The sequence below is a fragment of the Paracoccus wurundjeri genome, assembly GCF_030678915.1.
GTDB classification, from domain to species: domain Bacteria; phylum Pseudomonadota; class Alphaproteobacteria; order Rhodobacterales; family Rhodobacteraceae; genus Paracoccus; species Paracoccus onubensis_A.
Genome location: NZ_JAUUTZ010000008.1, coordinates 94,856 through 113,266 on the forward strand (window position 1 = coordinate 94,856; position 18,411 = coordinate 113,266).

Below are 18,411 nucleotides of genomic sequence, written 5' to 3' on the forward strand. Positions count from 1 at the left end.
ATCCCGTTATCCTTACAGCCCGTGACCTATCTCAGGAAAGCCCATATGGCGATTTCATCGGCCGATAGTCCGGTTCTGCTGGAAGATGTCGGTTACCGGATCAACGATATGCCGGTTCTGGCCGGCGTCTCTGTCCGCTCCGAGGCGATGCGGATTGGCGTGATCGGGCGGAACGGTTCGGGCAAAAGCACATTGGCGCGGCTGATCGCGGGCCTGCTGGAACCGTCAGAGGGCCAGATCAGGATCGAGGGCGTGGATGTTTATAAAGACCGCCGGGCCGCGATCCGCACCGTTGGAATCCTGTTCCAGAACCCTGAACATCAGATCATCTTTCCCACAGTGGGCGAGGAAATCGGCTTCGGCCTGCGCCAGCTTGGCGCCAGCAAAGCGGATGCGGTTACCGGGACGCAAAAGGTTCTTGCGCAGTTCGGCAAGGCGCATTGGCAGGACGCGCCGATCCATGCGCTGTCTCAGGGGCAGAAACATCTGGTTTGCATGATGTCGGTTCTGGCGATGCGTCCCCGGTTGCTGGTGCTGGACGAGCCTTTCGCCGGGCTGGATATTCCCACGCGGATGCAACTAACCCGGCATCTGAACGATGCGGGGACGCGGTTGCTGCATATCACGCATGACACGCGCGACCTTGAGGAATACGATCAGGTCTTCTGGCTGGACCGGGGGCATTTGCGGGCCAGTGGCGTTGCGCGTCAGGTCCTGCAGGATTTCACGCAGGAGATGGTGCGGATCGGAGGCGGGGATGATCTCTCTCTCCTCGCCGGTTAGGACATGGGCGCATGGCTGGCGCGCCGGTACCAAGCTGGCGGCGCTTTGCGTGGCCACGATGCTGCTGTTCGTCATCGGGAATATTGGCTTTCAGGCCGCCGCGTTTGCCTTTGCCCTGCTGCTTTACTGTTTGCCGGGAATGGTGTTCCTGCGCGAGGGGCTAGGGCATCTGCGGGTGCTGATCCCCTTTGTCGTCATCGTGCTGATCTGGCATCTGGTCACGGGCGATCCCGCCGGGGGGATCAAGACGATCATGCGCATGGTCACGGCGGTCGCCTTGGCGAATCTTGTGACGATGACAACCTCTCTCACCGCGTTGATGGATGTGGTTCGCTGGATGTCGTCGCCACTGCGGCGGCTGGGTGTTTCGACTGCGCCTCTGGAAATCGTGCTGCCGCTGTTGATCCGCTTTGTCCCGGTGCTGACCCTGCGGGCCGGGCAGATGCATCAGTCCTGGCGGGCACGTTCGTTGCGCCGGGCGAATTACCGGATCGTATTGCCGATGATGCTGATGGCGCTTGACGATGCGGACCGGGTAGGCGAAGCCCTTAAGGCAAGGGGCGGAGCCCTGCCGGAACAGGAGAACTAGGATGGAAAAAGACCTTGCCCGCATTGCCCTTTTCGCGGCATTGATCGCGATACTCGGCCTGATCCCCGCGATCACCCTTGGCTTCGGCGTGCCGATCACGGCGCAAAGTCTTGGCGTGATGCTGGCCGGGGCGGTGCTTGGATCCCGCCAGGGCGGGCTGGCGGTATTGCTGTTCGTTTTCGCCGCTGCGCTTGGCCTGCCGCTGCTTGCTGGAGGGCGGGGCGGGCTTGGCGTATTCGCCTCACCGACGGTCGGGTTTGTGGTCGGGTTTCCCGTCGCAGCCTTCGTGACCGGCCTTGTGGTCGAGAAGCTGCACCGCCTGCCGCCGGGCGTCAATGCAGGGATCGGGGCATTTATCGGCGGAATCGTCGTGATGTACGCTTTTGGCACCATCGGCATGGCGATCGTGCTGAACAAAAGCCTGACCGAGGCCGCCTTGCTGAACAGCGCTTTCGTTCTGGGCGATCTACTGAAGGCCGGTCTGTGCGGGATGCTGGTTGCTGCCATTGCCAGACTGCGCCCGCAGATGTTGCCCTGGTATCGTGCCCCCGTCAGCCATATCTTCCGTTAAGGCCGCGGGGAGGTTCATGACCGGAACCGGGGCAGATCGGCAGAACCGCTGGTTTTCCCGGTCCGTTGAAAGCCTGATTCTTTCCTGCGGTTCCCGCGAGCAGAACCGTCCCGCAATCGCTGCGCTGCTTGACTGTATCGACCGGCAGGTGCCGATCCATGCCCGGCAGGAGAGCATGGTGGTTATCGCGGCGGCACGGGAATGTGGCCCCCTTCTGCTCTGCCAGAGTTCGGGCAGCACCGGGCGGGCCAAGACGATCCGGCGCGGCCACGCCTCATGGATTGCAAGTTTCGAGGTGAACCGCTCGCTTTTCGGCCTTGGGAGCCATGATTGCTACGCGGTATTGGGGCATCTTGGGCATTCGCTATCGCTTTACGCGGTGACCGAGGCTGTGCATCTTGGAGCGAATGTTCTGGCGCTTGGCGGGGATGGTCCTCGCAGGCAGGTCGAAGCTATACGGGTCGGCAAAGCTAGCGTTCTGTATGCGACACCGGCGCAAATCCGGCTCCTGTGCCGGGCCGGTGCCGCCCGGCTTGACCGCATCCGGCATGTGATCTGCGGAGGCGGCTTGCTTGCCCCCGGTGAACGCGAAGAGTTCGCGGCATTTTTCCCCAATGCCCTTATTTACGAATTCTACGGTGCCGCTGAGACCAGTTTCATTTCCATCTCGGGACCGGATACCCCAACGGGATCGGTGGGGCGGCCTTATCCGGATGTGGACCTGCGACTTGGGAATACAGGCGAGATCTGGCTGCGCAGCCCCTATCTGTTCGACGGATATGACGGCGAAGGCAGCGTCGATACCAGATGGCGCGATGGGTTCCTGACGGTGGGTGAAATCGGCTGGCTGGATGGTGCCGGAAATCTTGTTCTGCGCGGGCGCAAATCGCGGATGGTGACGGTGGCCGATGTGAACGTATTCCTTGAAGATATCGAGAGGATCATGGCCGGCATATGCGGGGCGCGTTCATGCGCGGCAGTCTCGGTTCGTGACCGGATGCGGGGAAATGCCGTGATCGGTTTCGTGGAAGGCGGCAGCGACGGCCTGACGGCCGAATTGATACTGACGAAGTGCCGCGATGCGCTTGGCCCGCTTTCTACCCCTAGGCGGATCGAATTTCTCGGGCAGATGCCGATGCTGCCTTCGGGCAAGCCCGATCTGCTGGCACTGCAACGATTTGCCGAAGAGACATGATGCGTCGTCGCAGCCATATCGTCGCGGCAAGGCGCAGCGCCGTCCTGCCAAGGGGCGGTGGCTTCCGGTCGCTGGAGATGCATGAACTTGCCGCGACGGTGATGCAGGCGGCGCTGCGCGATGCCGGTCTCGAACCGGAGCGGGTGGGTGAGGTCATTCTGGGCAATGCGCTTGGGGCAGGGGGAAACCCGGCCCGGATTGCCGCGCTTGCGGCAGGTTTGCCCGAGAAGGTGGCGGGACTGACGATCGACCGGCAATGCTGCGCCGGGCTGGATGCGATCTTGTTGGGTGATGCGATGATCTGCGCGGGGCTGCATGATATCGTCATTGCCGGCGGCGTGGAAAGCTATTCGCGCCGCCCCTTGCGGCTGCGCACCGATCCGGACGGTGGTGCAGCGCAACCATATGACCAGCCGCCTTTCACGCCCTGGCCCGACCGCGATCCGCTGATGCCTGCCGCTGCCGATACTTTGGCGCGGCGCTTTGGCATATCGCGTGAGGCGCAGGAGGAATGGGCCATTGCCAGCCATGCAAAGGCACTTGCCGCACAGCCAATGACCGAAATCCTGCCACTGGAAGGCGCAACGGCGGATAGCTATGCCCGCCATCTGACCCATCGGCTTTGTGCGCGGACCCGGCCCTTGGCGGGAAGTGTCACATCCGCGACAACCGCGGCCGCGGCGGATGGCGCAGCGATTTGCATCCTTGTTGTGGATCGGCTGGCCGAAGATCTGGGCCTCTCCGGTCCGGCGATCCTTGCAGGCAGAACCCTTGGCGATGACCCCGAACTGCCTGGCCTTGCGCCGGTCGCTGCAATAGAGGCGGCGCTGGAGGAAGCCGGGCTTACCCCCGGCGATCTTGCCTGCGCCGAGATCATGGAGGCTTTTGCGGTTCAGGCCATCGCCTGCCAGCAACAGGCCGGGATCGATCCCGCAATCGTCAATCCCGGTGGCGGGGCGCTTGCCCGTGGCCATCCCATCGGTGCATCGGGCGCGATCAATGCTGTGCGGCTGGTCCATGAATTGCGGCGGCGCGAGGGATACGGGCTTGCCGCTATTGCCGCTGCGGGCGGGTTGGGAACTGCGCTCTTGCTCAGGACCTAGCGTCGAACCCGTGGAACTCTGCGAAGACGGACAGGTCTTCGCGTTCGGTCCTTACCTGATTCGCGTCGGCATTCCGGTCGGCCACGCCAAGGGCAATCCCGCACACGACCAATTCATCCTCGGGCAGGTCAAGATGGCGATGCACTACCGGGCCGTAATGCGCCAAAGCTCCGAGCCCGGTTGTCCCATAGCCCAGATCTTCAGCAGCCAGCAGCAGGGCCATCACCGCCATCCCCAGATCCATGAAGCAGCCCTTGCCCATGTCTCTGTCGATGGTGATGACGATCCCGACCGGAGCGTCGAAAAATGCGTAATTCCGCTGAAATTGCCGCCGCCGCGCGTCAAGATCCCGGCGTTCGATGCCAAGCGCATTGTAAAGGGCGTATCCTGCCGCCACTTGCCGGGCACGCAGCATTTTGGGCATCGGGTCGGGGAAATAGGAATATTCCCTGCTTTGGGGTTCCCCGGCCGCGATAGCGGATGCGAGCGCGTTGACAAGACTGCCCAGCGCCTTCCCGGTCAGGACATGAAACCGACCCGGCTGCAGATTGGCACCGCTTGGCGCGGTGCGGGCAAGGCGCAGGATCGTTTCGATATCTTCGCGCGCGACCGGATCGCTGGTATAGGCCCGGATCGAGCGACGGCGCGCAAGAAGCCGCTGCAAGTCAGTTCGGTTCATGCGCCCCCTAACGCAAGATCAGCTTTGCTTACGATCCATCGGGAAACGGCGGCCCTTGCTGCAGAAGTCCATATCAGTTTCCGCCCAGAATACCGTTCAAGGCGCGGCTGAGCGCGTCATCCGAACTTGATGATGAAGACGAGCCTTCCGTAGCGGTCCCGCCGCCACCGCCGCCGCCCTGCACCTCGGTTGGTGCCGTGACCATTCTTCCGCCCTGCGCCTGCCGCTGGCCTTCCGCGTTCTGCATCGCCCCTGCCAGGGCCGAGGCCAGCGGATCGTCCGCGGAACCGGAGGTGACGACTTTCGGGGTGTTGCCGCCACTCGAAACGATGATCCCGCTGCCATCGGGGGAAACCGTGGACAATGGCAGTTTGGGCAGGTCCTTGTGGATATCGGCCATCACTGCCTGCCAGATCTCGGCAGGCAAGCCGCCGCCCGTCACACCGGCCAGAGGGGTGTTATCGTCATAGCCCATCCAGACGCCGGTTACATATTGTTCGGAGAAGCCGACGAACCATGCGTCGCGATAGCTGCTGGTGGTCCCGGTCTTGCCGGCGATGGCGCGGTCGCCCAGTTTGGCGCGTCCGCCGGTGCCGGACTGGATCACCTGCTGCATCATATAGATCAATTGCCCTGCCGCACGCTGACTTATCACGCGTTCGCCCAGACCGCCAAGCTGACCCATCAGGGGCTGATCGTCGCCATGGATCTTGAGTTCGACCACGCCGTAAGGCGCGACCGAGGTCCCACCATTGCGAATCCCGGCATATGCGCCGGTCAATTCCAGCAAGGTCGCTTCGGATGCGCCCAGCCCAAGCGAAGGGCTTGTGGTCAGATTGCTGACGATCCCGAAATCATGCGCCACGCGGCGAACCTCGTCACGTCCCACGGCTTCCTGCAAGCGGATCGTGGCGGTGTTGAGCGAATTCTTCAAGGCATCCGTCAGCGTGACATTGCCGTGATATCTGCGCGTATAGTTCTTTGGCGACCAATCCTTGCCACCCGGGATGTGGATCGTCAGCGGACCGTCCTGCACCACATCCGAGGGCGAATAGCCCGCTTCAAGCGCCGCCCCGTAGACAAAGGGCTTGAAGCTGGAACCGGTCTGCCGTTTGGCCTGAATGGCACGGTTGAAGGCACCATTCACGGTCGTATCCCGTCCGCCGATCATGGCCCGCACTGCGCCATCAGCCGACATGACGACAACCGCGACTTCGGCCTTGCTGTCATCCTTGACCTTTTCATCGAAGATCCGCTTGACGGCACCTTCGGCAATCTTCTGGACGTCCTGATCAAAGGTGGTTTGCAGCGTGACATCCTCGGTCGTTTCCGACGTCAGGAAGCCAGGGCCGGTATCCATCACCCAATCGGCGAAATATCCTCCGGCCCGCGCGGCTGCCGCCTGAGACAGGACTGCCGGATGCGCCTTGGCTTCGGCAAGCTGCGTGTCGTCCAGAAAACCCTGATTATGCATCAGATCCAGAACCGTCCCGGCGCGTCCCTGACTGCGTTCAAGATTGGCTGTCGGAGCGAAATAGCTGGGCGCTTTCAGCAGCCCGGCCAGCATCGCCGCCTCGGACGCGTTGACCTCGGATGCGGATTTGTTGAAGTAACGCTGACTGGCGGCTTCGAAGCCGCGGGCGCCCGCTCCGAGATAAGAGCGGTTCATGTAGATATTGAGAATATCGTCCTTGGAATATTTCAACTCAAGCGCAAAGGAGAAGGGGACTTCCTTCACTTTCCGCCACAGGCTGGAAACGCGGCAATCTTCCTCGAATTCCGCTTCGTTTTTCCAGCGAATCGGATCGAAACTGTCGCCCAGACACAGAAGCTTCGCGACCTGTTGGGTAATGGTCGAGCCACCATTGCCTTCCAGCGGGCCGCGTCCGGAAGCGAGGTTGATCTTGATGGCGCTGGCGATACCCTGCGGATCGATGCCGGGATGGAGGTAATAGCGTTTATCCTCGGTGGCGATGACGGCATGTTTCAGCACCGGCGCAATCTGGTCGCTGTCCACGGTGCCGAAGGTTTCGCCGCGCCAGGCAAAGACTTTACCGTTCCGGTCGAGCATCGTGACCGAGCCACGGGCGCGCGCGTCGAAAAGTTCCTGCGCCGTGGGCAGGCCACTGTAGAAATAAGCGGTTGCCGCACCGATGATCAGGAATACGACCATCCCGAGACGCCAGGCCGAGCCCCAGATCACACGCCATATCAGGCTGAAAGTGCCGGAAATTCCGCGCAACACCACATTGCCCCTGCGAGGGGGTTTCCCACCGCGGGATTTGCGCTTCACTTTCGTGGGTTTGTCGGCCGGTGCGGGGGTGCGTTTATCCGCAACCGGACTGCGGCCCTTGCGCGTTGGAGTGCCCGTAGGTTGTTTCATGCCTGATTATGCCTGCTCGTTTCCTGGCCGATTATTGGGGCCATATAAAATGCAAGCATACATGAGAAGGTTCCAATAGGGAATTACGCTGAACAATCCGTGATGACCCAGCGAAATCCCGCAACGACGAGTTTTGCGGCCTTCGCGAAAATTTGCGGCAGACCGGGTTCGAAAGAAGCCGGAACTGCACGTTTCATGCGCAAATCCTCGGATAGCTGCATAATAAACAAGCAAATCGCGGAACCGACAGGTTTGGGACATCGGCGTGCTTGCTCAATCTGCCCTGCTTTGTCGATCAACATGCTGAAAGGCGGCCGGTCCGGCGGCTTTAAACGCAGACAGGTGAACGAGATGAAAAAGACTCCCCCGATACTCGCGGCATTGGCCATGACATTTGCTCTGCCTGCATTCGCGCAGGACGCCGCCGCGACGGAGGCCGCTGCCCCCGTCAGTGCAGATGTCGCCTATGTCTTCAATACATTGCTGTTCCTGATCGGCGGTTTCCTGGTGATGTGGATGGCCGCAGGCTTTTCAATGCTTGAGGCGGGGCTGGTGCGTTCGAAGAATGTCACGGTCCAGCTTTTCAAGAATGTCTCGCTTTTTGCCATCGCCGGGCTGATGTATTGGCTGATCGGTTACAATCTCATGTATCCAAGCGACGATACCTGGACGATTGCGGGCGTCATCGGGACATTTTTCAGCCCCGTCAGTCTCGATCCCGTTGGCGCAGGTGATGTCGCGGGGGGGTATTCCGCTGGATCAGACTTCTTCTTTCAACTGATGTTCTGTGCCACTACGGCCTCGATCGTGTCGGGTACCCTGGCCGAGCGCATCAGGCTTTGGCCCTTCATGATCTTCACAGTGATTCTGACCGGGCTGATCTATCCCATCGAGGCAAGCTGGCAATGGGGCGGCGGCTTCCTGAGCGAGATGGGATTCTCTGATTTCGCGGGCTCGACGCTGGTGCATGCGACCGGAGGCTTTGCGGCGCTGGCCGGGGCAATTGTCCTTGGCGCCCGAGAGGGTAAATACCGTGCGGATGGACGGATGCAGCCGCTTCCGGGATCGAATCTTGCACTTGCCACATTGGGGACATTTATTCTGTGGCTGGGCTGGTTTGGCTTCAATGGCGCTTCGCAGCTTGCGATCGGCTCTGTCAATGATGCCGCGGATGTCAGCCGGATTTTCGTGAATACCAATATGGCGGCCTCAGCGGGTGTGATTGCGGCGATTGCTCTGACACATGTGCTTTACGGCAAGATCGACCTGACCATGGTGCTGAACGGCGCATTGGCGGGGCTTGTCTCGATCACGGCCGAACCGCTGTTTCCCTCGATTTTCGGCTCTGTCCTGATCGGTGCCGTGGGCGGGGCGCTTGCTGTGCTTGTCGTGCCGGTGCTGGACAGGCTGAAGATCGATGATGTGGTTGGCGCGATTCCCGTTCATTTGGTTGCCGGCATCTGGGGAACGCTGATCGTGCCAGCTTCGAACCCGGACACCAGTTTTGGCACGCAGATTTTCGGGATCGTGGTGATCGGCGTATTTACCTTTGTCACCAGTTTCGCGATCTGGATGATCCTCAAGGCGACGATGGGAATCCGGGTCACCCCGGAAGCCGAGATTACCGGGCTGGATGTAAGCGAGATGGGCATGGAAGCCTATCCGGATTTCATACAGGCAAAATAGGAATAGCAATCGCTTTTCGCCGGGGGCGGGCCGGAGGACCGGTCCGCTCTTGGATTTTGCAGATGGCATCCCGAACAGATCCACAGATAAATCGCACGATCAGTCCGAAAGGATATCAGGCAACCCGGCTGACGACGAAATCCGCCAGATCCGACAGCATCTCGCGAATGGGATGGCCGGGCAGGGCGGCGAGTGCTGATTTGGCCCGCTCTGCCCACGCGAGCGCATCCGCCCGCGCGGCATCCATCGCACCGTGTCGGCTTAGCAGGGTCAGGGCATGTTCCAGATCACCCTCGTGCTGATCGCCCTTTTCGATGCAGCGTGACCAGAAGGCCCGTTCTTCGTTATCGGCCTGCGCAACGGCCTTGATGACCGGCAGCGTCAGTTTGCGTTCACGGAAATCATCGCCGATATTTTTACCGATGGTTTCTGTCGCACCGCCGTAATCCAGAAGATCATCGACGATCTGAAAGGCGATCCCCAGAGCATCGCCATAATCGAACAACGCCTCGACCTGCTGTTCCGGTGCGTTCGCGATCACGCCGCCGACCTTGGTCGCGGCCGAGAACAGCGCGGCGGTCTTGCCGCGGATCACCTGAAGATAGATTGATTCATCGGTCTTCAGATCCTGCGCTGCGGTGAGTTGCAGCACCTCGCCCTCGGCAATGGTGGCGCTTGCATTGGCAAGGATCTCCAATGTGCGCAGGTTGCCCGGTTCGACCATCAGCTGGAAACTGCGGGCAAAGAGATAATCGCCGACCAGAACTGAGGATTTGTTGTCCCAGAGCAGATTGGCGGTAGGCCGCCCGCGACGCTGCCGGCTTTCATCGACGACATCGTCATGCAGCAAAGTGGCCGTGTGGATGAATTCCACGGTGGCGGCCAGATGGATATGATACGCGCCCGGATAATCCAGCAGCTTCGCCGCCGCCAAAGTCAGCATGGGGCGCAACCGCTTGCCCCCGGCCTCGATCAGATGGGCGGTGACCTCGGGGATGCGCGGCGCATGGCGGCTGGACATCCGTGCGCGGATCAACGCGTTGACGGCCTCCATCTCGGCCGACAGCTCGGACGCCAGACGATCCAGCGGTTTAAGAACGTTTTCGTTCACGCCCATGACCATTCCCCGTTTCTGGGCGAACGCATTGCCATGCTATCGACAATTGCGCAACCGCAACATATGATTTTAGCGATGAAAGAACTGTTTCGCAGCAACGATCCCGTCAGAATTTCCAGCGCAGTCAGCCTGTTGGAGCAGGAAGGTATAATTACCTTCGAAATGGACGGGCATATGAGCATATTGGATGGCTCGATCGGGATTCTTCCCCGACGGATCATGGTCGCGGATCGCGACGAATTCATGGCCCGCAGTATTCTGCGCGATGTAGGGTTGGATGAGTGACCTGCGGGAAGACGGTTTCCTTGGCGGGCGGCTGACCATTCTTCAGCCTGCGCGCGGGTATCGTTCGGGTGCCGATGCGGTGATGCTGGCGGCGGCCTGCCCGGCGAAACCGGGCGACAGCGTGCTGGAACTTGGCTGCGGGGCCGGGGTTGCGAGTCTGTGCCTGGGCTGGCGGGTGCCTTTACTTCGCCTGAGCGGGCTGGAACAGCAAGCGGACTACGCCAATCTGGCGCTGCGGAATGCCCGGGCGAATGGGATCGGCCTGCATGTCGTGACCGGCGATCTTTCCCGGATGCCGTCAGAGCTGCGACAGGAAAACTATGATCACGTCATCGCCAACCCGCCCTATTTCAGGGCTGGCACGGAGGCTTCCGATGCCGGGCGCAGCGCCGCGCGGCAAGAGGTCACTCCGCTGGAGGCCTGGATCGGCGCGGCCTTGCGGCGTCTGCGTCCAAAAGGGGTGCTGACGGTCATTCAGCGGGCTGACCGGTTGGAAACGCTTCTGACTGCCTTGCATGGGCGTGCAGGAGCAATCGCGATATTGCCGATTACCGCCCGGGCGGGACAAGACGCCGGGCGAATCATCGTGACCGCCCGTAAAGAATCGCGTACTGCGCTGCGGCTGCTTGCCCCGTTCATCATGCATGACGCGCCCAGGCATTTACGGGACGGAGAGGATTTTTCTGCGGCGGCTTCGGCAGTTCTTCGCGAAGGTAAACCGATCCTTTGGCATGATGCGAAAGATTCGTGACAGAATCGATGTTCTGTGCTGCAATCGGAATGTTCGCTACACATATAAAGGAGGACGCGATGTCGGTTGCTTCCCACGTTGAAGAACTTCGCAAGAAACATCAAATGCTCTCGGATGCTGTTGAAAAGGCACAAAAAAGACCGGGTAGCAATGATCTTGAAATTGTCGAGATGAAACGTGAAAAGCTGCGCCTCAAGGAAGAGATTTCCCGGCTGTCGCACTGATCCTGCCGAATTGTTGGACTGAAATGACAATGGAAATAACGATGGCCCGCGCGAATTGCGCGGGCCATGTGGTTTCTGCTATCGCTTCGGGTCAGACGAAGAACTGACCGCCATTCGCCGTGATGGTCGAGCCGGTGATGAAGCCCGCGTCATCCGAGGCAAGGAAAACGACACTGCGCGCGATTTCTTCGGGCTCGCCCAGCCGGCCGACGGGGATCTGCGGGATGATCCGTTCATTCAGAACCTTTTCATCAATGGCCCGGACCATTTCGGTTCCGATATAACCGGGGCAAATGGCATTGACCGTAATGCCCGCCCGGGCCCCTTCCTGCGCAAGCGCCTTGGTAATGCCCAGATCACCCGCCTTGGCGGCCGAGTAATTGGCTTGTCCGGCCTGCCCCTTTTGCCCATTGATTGAACTGATATTGATGACGCGGCCGAATTTGCGATCGCGCATCCCGCCCCAAACGGGGTGGGTCATGTTGAATACCCCGGTCAGATTGGTGTCGATCACTTCTTTCCACTGCTGGGGGGTCATCTTGTGGAACATTGCGTCGCGCGTAATGCCGGCATTGTTTACCAGCACGGCAATGGGGCCAAGCTCATCTTCCACCTGTCTGATACCCGAGGCGCAGGCATCATAATCCGCGACCGACCATTTATAGGTCTTGATCCCGGTTTCCTCGGTGAATTTCGCAGCGGCTTCGTCATTGCCCGCGTAATTGGCGGCGACGCTATACCCGGCGTCTTTCAAAGCCTTTGAAATAGCTGCGCCAATTCCGCGCGTTCCTCCAGTGACCAACGCCGTTCTCGACATGTGCTCCCCACTTTCTGTTCAACTCGTTTAAAATCTTGCTACCGAAAATACATTCTGCGCGCAAGATAATTGCGCGCAGAATTTTCGGATCACCGCTCAAGGCACATGGCGACGCCCATGCCGCCACCGATGCACAGGGTTGCGAGGCCCTTCCTGGCGTCGCGGCGCTTCATTTCGAACAGCAGGGTGTTCAGAATCCGGCAGCCCGATGCACCGATAGGGTGGCCGATCGCGATCGCGCCGCCATTCACATTCACGATTTCGGGATTCCAGCCCATATCCTTGTTCACGGCACAGGCCTGTGCGGCAAAGGCTTCATTCGCCTCGACCAGATCCAGATCACCGACCTTCCATCCCGCTTTCTCAAGCGCTTTGCGGCTGGCCGGGATCGGGCCGGTACCCATGATGGCGGGATCAAGGCCCGCCGTGGCATAGGAAGCGATTCGCGCCAGAGGGGTCAGACCACGGCGATTCGCCTCGTCTTCGGACATGACCATGACCGCAGCGGCACCATCGTTCAGGCCCGAGGCATTTGCAGCCGTGACGGAGCCATCACGGGTGAATGCCGGGCGCAGCTTCTGCATGGAGTCCAGTGTGGCACCGTGGCGGATATATTCATCCTTGCCCACGGTGACCTCGCCCTTGCGGGTCTTGACGGTATAGGCGAGGATCTCGTCGTCGAACTTACCGGCTTTTTGCGCGGCTTCGGCCTTGTTTTGTGACGCGACGGCGAATTCGTCCTGCTGATCGCGGTCGATGGACCATTGCTCGGCCACATTCTCCGCCGTCTGCCCCATATGGTAATTGTTGAAGGCGTCCCATAGCCCGTCAACGATCATGGTATCCAGCATCTTCATATCGCCCATCTTCTGACCGGCCCGCAAATGAGAGGCGTGGGGCGCCAGCGACATGCTTTCCTGTCCGCCTGCCAGAACGATACCGGCATCGCCCAGAATCACCTGCTGCGCGGCCAGGGCAACCGCGCGCAGGCCCGAACCACAAACCTGATTGATCAGCCACGCCGCGGATTCCACCGGTAAACCGGCATTGATATGCGCTTGCCGTGCAGGGTTCTGACCCTGTCCGGCCGTCAGCACCTGCCCAAGAATGGTTTCGTTGATTTCCGCGGGATCAACACCCGCGCGGGCGACAACCTCTTTCAGAACCGCGGCCCCCAGATCATGTGCGGGGATATTTGCGAATGAGCCGAGGAAACTGCCGACCGGGGTGCGGGCGGCGGATACGATTACGGCTTTGGTCATGTTTGGCTCCTTCGGATCAATGCCGGGGATCCCGGCGGTCCTCCCTAGAATGCGGTTTCAGGGTATCGCGTCAAGCTACGGGCGACGCTTTCGACCAAAGGCCGGGGGACACCGGCAAAACCTACCGTCAGTACCACGCGGCTGCGGAAGGCTTTTTCCAAGGTGGCGCAAGGGTTGGCGCGCCGAAATAGAAGCCCTGAAGGCAATCAATTCCCAACTCGATCAGGAAAGCGGCATCATCCGCCGTTTCAACCGATTCGGCCACCGTGAACATGTCAAAATGTAATGCGATCGATTGCAGGGCCCGCGTCAGAACCTGATTGTCCGGTTGTTTGGCGATTCTGCGGATGAATTGGCCGTCGATCTTCACCATGTCAAAACAGAAATCCCGCAAGTAGCGAAAGGAGGTATAGCCGGCACCGAAGTCATCCAAAGCCAGACTGACTCCGTATTGCTGGATTTCGCGCATGAATTTATTGACCTGTTGCGGCAATTCCATTGCCGAATTTTCGGTGATTTCGAGGATCAGCCGTTCCGAGGTCTGGGGATTGCGCCGGACTCCTTCGTATAGGATGCGGTTCCATTCGGGGTGGCCGATCGATCGGGCTGACATGTTGACCGCAAGCCGTAACGCCGGTTCTTCTTCCAAGGCCTGCAGGCCCAGCGAGAGCGCGAGGCAATCGATCTGTCTGCCTAATTCGGTGGTTTCCGCATAGGGCATGAAATCCTTCAGAGGCACTAGACGGCCCGTCTCGTCCGCGATCCTGATCAACCCTTCGTAATACGCGATGCGTTGTGATTGCCTTGCCTGTACAATCGGCTGAAAGGCCAGGAAGCCTTTGCCATGCTCGACTGCGTTGCGGACCGAGGAAAGGGTAAAGCGGCTTTGCTGGCTGATCACATAATTCAGCGGTGAATCATCGCGGTTGATCGTATCGCTCACATCGGCCTCATCAATCGGGTGGGTTACTTTGAATTCCTGTTATGATTACGTAATTCCGCGCTTATGGGCAGAAAATCTGGACTCGGAGTAAACAATATATGAACAAGAGATGTGGCTGGTGCGGGGAGGATCCGCTTTATGTCGCCTATCACGATACCGAATGGGGGGTGCCCGAATATGACGGCCGCGCTCTATGGGAAAAGCTGGTTCTGGACGGGTTTCAGGCGGGCCTGAGCTGGATCACCATTCTGCGCAAGCGCGAGAATTTCCGCGAGGAATTCGACGGTTTCGACCCCGAGCGCGTGGCGCGCTGGGACGAGGCCCGGATCGAGAAGGCATTGACGAATCCCGGTATCATTCGCCATCGCGGCAAGATCGCCGCGACCGTACGGGGCGCGAAGCTTTTTCTGGAGATCGAGGAGAGCGAAGGTTTTTCGCCCTTCCTGTGGTCCTTCGTGGGTGGCAGCCCGATTCAAAACGGCTTTGCGTCGCTGGCTGACGTGCCGACCGATACGGCCGAATCCCTGAATATGTCCAAGGCACTGAAGAAGCGTGGTTTCAATTTCTGCGGCCCGGTGATCACCTATGCGTTCATGCAGGCGACGGGCATGGTGAACGACCATGTCACCGATTGCCCCTGTCATGCACCGGTCAGGGCGCTGTCAGTTGCCGGATAACCTCTTTCGCGGCCTCGCCTGACCAGTCCGCATCGCCCAGAAGCCGCGCGACCTCGACGCCCTCGCGATCGATCAGAACCGAGACGGGCAGGCCCACCACGCCCATCTCGCGCGACAGTTTCTGCTTGGGATCCAGCAGAACAGGAAGGTTCTGGACACCGGTTTCCTTGAAAAAATCATCGATCTGTTCAGGGGGATTCCGGCCCGTCGCAATGGTCACGACCTGGAAATCCTCGCCACCGAGTTCGGATTGCAGAGCGTCCAGCGAGGGCATTTCCTCGCGGCAGGGGGCGCACCATGTGGCCCAGAAATTCAGCAGCACGACCTTGCCTTCGTAATCGGCAAGACTGTGTTCATTGCCATCCGGATCGGTGAATGTGGTTTCGGGCAGCGGTGCGGCATCCTCGCTTGGGACCAGTTTGACCAGCCCGCCCTCCTTGGCGGCTTGCCAGTCGACTTCTCCGGCGAATGCGCCATTTGCACCTAAAACCAGTGCCGTATAAAGCAGGACGGAACGCAGCATTTGACCTCCGAAGGACTGACAATGACCGACCGCAAGGATGCCGCCAACAGCATGTGGGGCGGGCGCTTCGCCTCCGGGCCGGATGCGATCATGGAGGCGATCAACGCCTCGATCGGATTCGACCGGCGACTCTACGCCCAGGATATCCGGGGCAGCCGGGCCCATGCCGCCATGCTGGCAGCACAAGGCATCATCAGCGATAACGATGCAACCGCGATCGGGGAAGGGCTTCTCACGGTCTTGTCAGAGATTGAGGCCGGGAATTTTCCTTTTAGTACCACGCTTGAGGATATTCACATGAATGTCGAGGCGCGGCTGAAGGATCTGATCGGCGAGCCTGCGGGCCGTCTGCATACCGGGCGTTCGCGCAACGATCAGGTGGCGACGGATTTCCGGCTGTGGGTGCGTGATCAATGCGATGCCGCGACCAAGGGGCTGCATGCGCTGATCCGCGCGGCCTTGTCGCAGGCCGAGGCGGGCGCGGATTGGGTCATGCCCGGCTTTACCCATCTGCAGACCGCGCAGCCGGTGACATGGGGCCATCACATGATGGCCTATGTCGAGATGTTCGGGCGCGACCTGTCCCGTTTCGAGGACGCGCGTCGCCGGATGAACGAATCGCCTCTTGGGGCGGCGGCGCTGGCGGGTACCGGCTATCCTCTTGACCGGGAAGCAACGGCAAAGGCGCTGGGCTTCGACCGCCCAATGGCCAACAGCCTTGATGCGGTAAGCGACCGGGATTTCGCGCTGGAATTCCTGTCGGCGTCGTCGATCTGCGCCGTTCACCTGTCGCGCCTGGCGGAGGAACTGGTGATCTGGTCCTCGGCGCAGTTCCGCTTTGTGTCGATGTCGGACAAGTGGTCTACCGGTTCCAGCATCATGCCGCAAAAGCGCAACCCGGATGCCGCCGAACTGATCCGGGCCAAGATCGGCCGTATCCTCGGTGCGACGGTGGCGCTGTTCACGGTGATGAAAGGGCTTCCGCTGGCCTATTCCAAGGACATGCAGGAAGACAAGGAGCAGGTCTTTGATGCCGCCGACCATCTGCTGCTGGCTTTGGCGGCGATGGGCGGGATGCTTTCCGACCTGACAGCCAATCGCGCGAACATGGAGGCGGCGGCATCAAGCGGTTTCTCGACCGCGACCGATCTTGCCGACTGGTTGGTGCGCGACGCCGGTTTGCCGTTCCGCGACGCGCATCATGTCACCGGTTCACTGGTGGCACTGGCCGAAGCGAAGGGCTGCGATCTTGATGATTTGTCGCTGACCGAGATGCAATCGGTTCACGGGGCCATCAACCAATCGGTCTATTCCGTTTTGGGTGTTCACAATTCGGTTGCCTCGCGTCAAAGCTATGGCGGAACGGCCCCCGATCAGGTGCGGGCCCAAATTGCACGCTGGAAGGAGAAACTGGCATGAGAATTCTGGCATTTCTGGCAATTTCCGCAGTAGCTGCCTGCGGGGTGGACGGCCCGCCCGAAAGACCGGCCGCGCAGTCACACTCGGGCGTGACGGTGTCCGGTTATGCAACGGTTGGTACGGTCACAGATCTCTGATGGATCATTTCAACTATCATGACGGCGCACTCCATGCCGAAGACGTGCCGCTGCACCGGATCGCGGAACAGGTCGGCACGCCGGTCTATGTCTATTCCACCGCGACCCTGACCCGGCATTTCGGCCTGTTCCGGCAGGCGCTGGACTGGACCGATCACCTTGTCTGTTTTGCGGTCAAGGCGAATTCCAATCTTGCCGTGCTGAAACTGATGGGTGATCTGGGCGCGGGCATGGATGTCGTTTCGGGGGGAGAATACGCGCGCGCCCGGGCAGCGGGTGTGCCGGGTGAACGGATCGTGTTCTCGGGCGTGGGCAAGACCCTGGCCGAGATGCGGCAGGCCATCGAAGGCGGTATCCGTCAGTTCAATATCGAGAGCGAACCCGAGATGCGGGCCTTGTCCGAGCTTGCCGTATCGATGGGGACCGAGGTGCCCATAGCCATTCGGGTGAATCCGGATGTGGATGCGAAGACCCATGAGAAGATCGCCACCGGAAAATCGGAAAACAAGTTCGGGATCCCGATCGCCAGGGCGCGGCAGGTCTATGCCGAGGCGGCAGAGCTTCCGGGGCTGCGGGTGCTGGGCGTCGACGTGCATATCGGCAGCCAACTGACCGATCTGGAACCTTATCGTCAGGCTTACAGCAAAGTGGCCGACCTGACCCGCGCCCTGCGAGATGACGGTCATGCGATTTCCCGGCTGGATCTTGGGGGTGGGCTGGGGATCCCCTATCGCCGCGACAATAACGCCCCGCCGCTGCCCATCGAATTCGGGCAGGTGATTCGCGAGACGGTGGGCGATCTGGGTTGCGAGATCGAGATCGAGCCGGGACGGAACATCGTCGGCAATGCCGGGATTCTGCTGGCGAGCGTGATTTACCTGAAAGAGGGTGAGGGGCGCGATTTCCTGATCGTGGATGCCGCCATGAACGACCTGTTGCGCCCGGCGATGTATAGCGCCCATCACGATATCGTGCCGGTGGCGGAACCTGCTTTGGGCGCGGAATTGCAGGCTTTCGATGTGGTTGGCCCGATCTGCGAAACCGGCGATACTTTCCGGAAAGGGGTGGAGCTTCCGGCTTTGGCCGGGGGCGATCTGGTCGCATTCCGTTCTGCCGGAGCTTACGGGGCGGTGATGGCATCGGAATATAATTCGCGCCCTCTGGTCCCCGAGGTGTTGGTGAAAGGCGATCAATTCGCCGTCATCAGGGCAAGACCGACATTTGAGGAAATGCTGGCGCGCGATAGCATCCCCTCATGGCTCTGAGG

Annotated in this window: 20 protein-coding genes; 13 read left to right on the top strand and 7 right to left on the bottom strand. The window is 60.3% G+C overall.

From position 1 onward, the window contains the following. Positions 1 to 45 precede the first annotated feature (45 nt). The 5 genes from Q0601_RS09905 to Q0601_RS09925 are packed head-to-tail and all read left to right on the top strand — an operon-like array spanning position 46 to position 4,241. Complete coding sequence (locus Q0601_RS09905) at positions 46 to 783, top strand: energy-coupling factor ABC transporter ATP-binding protein (protein ID WP_305289660.1); 738 nt, start codon at positions 46 to 48, stop codon at positions 781 to 783. Beyond that, complete coding sequence (locus Q0601_RS09910; protein WP_305289661.1) at positions 758 to 1,372, top strand: CbiQ family ECF transporter T component; 615 nt, start codon at positions 758 to 760, stop codon at positions 1,370 to 1,372. Before Q0601_RS09905 ends, Q0601_RS09910 begins: the two co-directional genes overlap by 26 nt. A gap of 1 nt (position 1,373) precedes the next feature. Then, complete coding sequence (locus Q0601_RS09915; RefSeq protein WP_305289662.1) at positions 1,374 to 1,943, top strand: biotin transporter BioY; 570 nt, start codon at positions 1,374 to 1,376, stop codon at positions 1,941 to 1,943. Between the two features lie 16 nt (positions 1,944 to 1,959). Beyond that, positions 1,960 to 3,138, top strand: coding sequence for an AMP-binding protein (locus Q0601_RS09920; protein ID WP_305289663.1), 1,179 nt, complete (start codon positions 1,960 to 1,962; stop codon positions 3,136 to 3,138). Further along, positions 3,138 to 4,241 carry a thiolase family protein gene (locus Q0601_RS09925; protein WP_305289664.1) on the top strand — a complete coding sequence of 368 codons (1,104 nt, stop codon included), beginning with the start codon at positions 3,138 to 3,140 and terminating at the stop codon, positions 4,239 to 4,241. Before Q0601_RS09920 ends, Q0601_RS09925 begins: the two co-directional genes overlap by 1 nt. On the opposite strand, the gene Q0601_RS09930 is transcribed toward Q0601_RS09925, so the two are convergent. Continuing rightward, positions 4,231 to 4,920, bottom strand: coding sequence for a nitroreductase (locus tag Q0601_RS09930; protein ID WP_305289665.1), 690 nt, complete (start codon positions 4,918 to 4,920; stop codon positions 4,231 to 4,233). The genes Q0601_RS09925 and Q0601_RS09930 overlap by 11 nt on opposite strands. A gap of 73 nt (positions 4,921 to 4,993) precedes the next feature. Then, positions 4,994 to 7,303: a transglycosylase domain-containing protein gene (locus Q0601_RS09935; RefSeq protein ID WP_305289666.1), complete on the bottom strand. Its 2,310-nt coding sequence runs from the start codon at positions 7,301 to 7,303 to the stop codon at positions 4,994 to 4,996. Between the two features lie 351 nt (positions 7,304 to 7,654). On the opposite strand from Q0601_RS09935, the gene Q0601_RS09940 reads away from it, so the two are divergent. Beyond that, on the top strand, positions 7,655 to 8,989 hold the full coding sequence (locus Q0601_RS09940; protein WP_305289667.1) for an ammonium transporter: 1,335 nt from the start codon (positions 7,655 to 7,657) through the stop codon (positions 8,987 to 8,989). 115 nt (positions 8,990 to 9,104) lie between these two features. On the opposite strand, the gene Q0601_RS09945 is transcribed toward Q0601_RS09940, so the two are convergent. Continuing rightward, positions 9,105 to 10,106, bottom strand: coding sequence for a polyprenyl synthetase family protein (locus tag Q0601_RS09945; RefSeq protein WP_305289668.1), 1,002 nt, complete (start codon positions 10,104 to 10,106; stop codon positions 9,105 to 9,107). Positions 10,107 to 10,181: 75 nt separating this feature from the next. On the opposite strand from Q0601_RS09945, the gene Q0601_RS09950 reads away from it, so the two are divergent. The 3 genes from Q0601_RS09950 to Q0601_RS09960 are packed head-to-tail and all read left to right on the top strand — an operon-like array spanning position 10,182 to position 11,366. Next, positions 10,182 to 10,391, top strand: coding sequence for a putative signal transducing protein (locus Q0601_RS09950; protein WP_305289669.1), 210 nt, complete (start codon positions 10,182 to 10,184; stop codon positions 10,389 to 10,391). Further along, on the top strand, positions 10,384 to 11,142 hold the full coding sequence (locus tag Q0601_RS09955) for a tRNA1(Val) (adenine(37)-N6)-methyltransferase (RefSeq protein WP_305289670.1): 759 nt from the start codon (positions 10,384 to 10,386) through the stop codon (positions 11,140 to 11,142). Before Q0601_RS09950 ends, Q0601_RS09955 begins: the two co-directional genes overlap by 8 nt. A 59-nt stretch (positions 11,143 to 11,201) precedes the next feature. Beyond that, complete coding sequence (locus tag Q0601_RS09960; protein WP_119751162.1) at positions 11,202 to 11,366, top strand: YdcH family protein; 165 nt, start codon at positions 11,202 to 11,204, stop codon at positions 11,364 to 11,366. 91 nt (positions 11,367 to 11,457) lie between these two features. Here Q0601_RS09960 and phbB read toward each other — a convergent pair whose 3' ends face one another. The 3 genes from phbB to Q0601_RS09975 all read right to left on the bottom strand — a co-directional run bounded on the left by phbB (position 11,458) and on the right by Q0601_RS09975 (position 14,388). Then, entirely contained in the window at positions 11,458 to 12,183 is a 726-nt protein-coding gene (gene phbB / locus Q0601_RS09965) for an acetoacetyl-CoA reductase (RefSeq protein WP_119751160.1), read from the bottom strand. Positions 12,184 to 12,272: 89 nt separating this feature from the next. Next, complete coding sequence (locus Q0601_RS09970; RefSeq protein ID WP_305289671.1) at positions 12,273 to 13,445, bottom strand: acetyl-CoA C-acetyltransferase; 1,173 nt, start codon at positions 13,443 to 13,445, stop codon at positions 12,273 to 12,275. 127 nt (positions 13,446 to 13,572) lie between these two features. Then, the gene (locus tag Q0601_RS09975; RefSeq protein ID WP_305289672.1) at positions 13,573 to 14,388 is read right to left on the bottom strand and encodes an EAL domain-containing protein; all 816 of its coding nucleotides are present in this window, start codon (positions 14,386 to 14,388) and stop codon (positions 13,573 to 13,575) included. Positions 14,389 to 14,486: 98 nt separating this feature from the next. Between Q0601_RS09975 and Q0601_RS09980 the strand changes: the two genes are divergently transcribed. Continuing rightward, positions 14,487 to 15,065, top strand: coding sequence for a DNA-3-methyladenine glycosylase I (locus tag Q0601_RS09980; RefSeq protein WP_305289673.1), 579 nt, complete (start codon positions 14,487 to 14,489; stop codon positions 15,063 to 15,065). On the opposite strand, the gene Q0601_RS09985 is transcribed toward Q0601_RS09980, so the two are convergent. Further along, entirely contained in the window at positions 15,040 to 15,588 is a 549-nt protein-coding gene (locus Q0601_RS09985; protein WP_305289674.1) for a TlpA family protein disulfide reductase, read from the bottom strand. The genes Q0601_RS09980 and Q0601_RS09985 overlap by 26 nt on opposite strands. Positions 15,589 to 15,609: 21 nt before the next feature. Between Q0601_RS09985 and argH the strand changes: the two genes are divergently transcribed. The 3 genes from argH to lysA are packed head-to-tail and all read left to right on the top strand — an operon-like array spanning position 15,610 to position 18,409. Then, positions 15,610 to 17,007: an argininosuccinate lyase gene (gene argH, locus Q0601_RS09990; protein ID WP_305289675.1), complete on the top strand. Its 1,398-nt coding sequence runs from the start codon at positions 15,610 to 15,612 to the stop codon at positions 17,005 to 17,007. Beyond that, a complete protein-coding gene (locus Q0601_RS09995) occupies positions 17,004 to 17,144 on the top strand; it encodes a hypothetical protein (RefSeq protein ID WP_305289676.1) in 141 nt (46 codons plus the stop codon). Before argH ends, Q0601_RS09995 begins: the two co-directional genes overlap by 4 nt. Beyond that, positions 17,144 to 18,409, top strand: coding sequence for a diaminopimelate decarboxylase (lysA, locus tag Q0601_RS10000; RefSeq protein WP_305289677.1), 1,266 nt, complete (start codon positions 17,144 to 17,146; stop codon positions 18,407 to 18,409). Before Q0601_RS09995 ends, lysA begins: the two co-directional genes overlap by 1 nt. The last annotated feature ends 2 nt before the right edge of the window (positions 18,410 to 18,411 follow it).